Genomic DNA, 2,644 nt, shown 5'->3' on the forward strand with positions numbered 1-2,644 from the left:
TGGATCATCAAGTGTTAAATGCACAAAACCAAAGCGTTTCTTTAAATGAGTTTAAGGGCAAAGTCGTGTATGTCGATTTTTGGGCGTCTTGGTGTGGTCCTTGCCGAAAATCTTTTCCGTGGATGAATGCGATGCAGCAAAAGTATCAGGCCGAGGGATTGGCGGTCGTGGCGATTAATCTCGATACCGAGCCCGAGCTGGCTCAGACCTTTTTACAGCAAGTGCCTGCCCAATTTACCCTACGTTTTAACCCTGAGGGGGATGTTGCCAAAAGTTTTGATTTAATGGGCATGCCGAGCAGTTTTGTGTTCAACCGCCAAGGACAATTAGTGCAGCAACATGTGGGATTTTATCCGGATAATGCCGCAGATTATGAACGTGAACTTATCAAGCTGTTGAAGGAGTAACCTATGTTGAAAACACGATTATTTACCCCGGGCCGAGTCAATACTGCGTTCATCCTTGTCACCCTGACGCTTGGCCTAAGTGGCTGCGCTCAACTTGGGGTGCAGCCTTGGGAAAAGGGCCAACTGGCGCGCAGCGATATGGCACTCGATCATGAAAAGCTCGATTTAGCATTAGATGATCATATTTATTTCAGTAAAGAAGGCAGTAGTGGTGGGCGAGCATTTGCCGGTGGCGGATGTGGTTGCAATTAAACCGCGCGCATTAAATCTTACTTGATAATAATAATTAACAAGGTGTGGTAAGCCATGAACAAACATCATAAGTCTCTTCGCTATAAGTCTCTTCGCTCGAATTTTACTCAGGCTATCGAAACTACATCGCAACCCAAACCACTGCAATCCAAACAAATTGCAGCAGCTTTAACCTTGGCCAGTTGTGGGTTGTTTGCCGCCAGTGGTCAGGCTACCGAATTGGCAAAAAATCCCGACAGTTGGAAGGTTGATGCGGCGCTGATGTATTACGGAGAGCAGGATCGGGTGCAGGCGATAGAAGCCATTGGGAGCGCACAAAAAGCGTTTGGCGATGATAGCGTGTTGGATCTTAAATTGGTGGTAGACAGTTTAACTGGACCGTCGGCATCGGGAGCGGTAGCCCAAAGTGGCAGCCAAACCTTTACCCGTCCTTCAGGTAATGGCCAGTATCAGGTGAGCGCGGGCGAGACTCCTCTTGATGATACCTTCCATGATACGCGCGTGCAGGCCAATGTCGGTTGGACTGAAGTGCTTAATCCGCTGTGGAAACTCAATGTCGGCGCCAATATCTCCAAGGAGTTTGACTATATGTCCATGGGGGTGAACGCGGGTATTGAGCGGGGCTTTAATAAGGACAACACCACCGTCTTTATGGGGACGGCCTATAGTGTGGATACCGTTGATCCCGTGGGGGGGCGTCCGGTGGATTTCTCGTCTATGGCTGTCCGCGATAAGTTCGCTACCGAAGAGGCCTATCGCACTGCATTTAATGCCACCCGTCAGGGGGGAAGTGATGATAAACAGACGGCGGATCTGATGCTGGGTGTCACCCAAGTGTTAAATGCGCGTTGGCTGTTGCAGGCCAATTATGGGTTATCGAGTGTGAATGGTTATTTAACCGATCCCTATAAAGTGCTGAGTGTGGTCAATAGTGATGGGCAGACGCAAGATATCTTGTATGAAAGTCGCCCCGATTCACGCCTTAAACACAGTGTTTATCTGATGACCAAAGGTGCGTTAGATTCCGGCGTGGTCGATTTTTCTTATCGCTATAATACCGATGATTGGGATTTGACCTCCCATACCTTAGAAAGTCATTACCGTTATTACTTTAGTGGCAATTTCTATGGACAGCTCCATTTGCGTTATTACCAACAAACGGCGGTCAATTTTTATCAACCCTTTTTACTCGCCGATACGACATTACCTGAGTTTGCCAGTGCCGATTACCGCATTGGTGATATGACGGCTTATACCTTAGGGGTGAAATTTGGCCATCGGTTATCGGGCGGCCATGAGATGTCTTATCGCTTGGAATATTACCAACAGGATCCGAAAAACAATGGCACGGCTATCCCTGGGGAGTTGCAAAACTATGATTTATTCCCAACTCAAAAGGCGATAGTGGCTCAGTTTAGTTATTCATTTTAAAAACAAAATAGTAGGATAATCATCACCCGTGGTCCATGATGGTATAGTCAGCTTAGCTGGCTATACCATGTTTAGGCGATGGGGGAATATGTTGTGTTAAATGCCTTATTTACCAAGTACTATGACATGTGTTGATGATTGAAGCTGTGTTGCGCGGCAAAGAGGTGAGTTATGGCGTTGGCATCGGCTGTGAGCGCATTATCCTATGAATTACACCCACGCGAGTGGGGCTTCCTTGGCCAGTTTCGTGCGATGGCCAGTCCTTGTGAAATCCTCATTGCCTGTGATTCTCACGCGGTTGCTGCTGAGATGTTGGCGCTGGCGGTGGCAGAGGTTAGCAGGATAGAGCAAAAATATAGCCGTTTTATCCCCCATAACTGTCTGTGGCAATTGAATCATAGCGAGGGCCGCGCGCAGGTCATCGATGAAGAAACGTGGCAGTTATTATCCTTTGCTCAGCAGTGTTTTGAACTCAGTCATGGTCTGTTTGATGTTTCCGCCGGGCCGCTAATGCAGCTTTGGCAGTTTACTGGCCAGAGCCGCATTCCCGCCCC

General features: G+C 48.1%; 4 protein-coding genes. All 4 read left to right on the forward strand.

The window, feature by feature from the left end; translation table 11 throughout:
* Positions 1-407, forward strand: a 407-nt coding sequence (locus ACRCZA_RS10075; protein WP_438674308.1) for a TlpA family protein disulfide reductase, incomplete at its 5' end; no start/stop codon positions are given.
* Between the two features lie 3 nt (positions 408-410).
* Positions 411-659, forward strand: coding sequence for a DUF4266 domain-containing protein (locus ACRCZA_RS10080; RefSeq protein ID WP_438674309.1), 249 nt, complete (start codon positions 411-413; stop codon positions 657-659).
* 54 nt (positions 660-713) lie between these two features.
* On the forward strand, positions 714-2,090 hold the full coding sequence (locus tag ACRCZA_RS10085) for a DUF3570 domain-containing protein (protein ID WP_438674310.1): 1,377 nt from the start codon (positions 714-716) through the stop codon (positions 2,088-2,090).
* Between the two features lie 171 nt (positions 2,091-2,261).
* On the forward strand, positions 2,262-2,644 hold a 383-nt coding region (locus ACRCZA_RS10090), incomplete at its 3' end, for an FAD:protein FMN transferase (protein ID WP_438674311.1).

This window comes from Shewanella sp. (genome assembly GCF_051658185.1).
Lineage (GTDB): Bacteria > Pseudomonadota > Gammaproteobacteria > Enterobacterales > Shewanellaceae > Shewanella.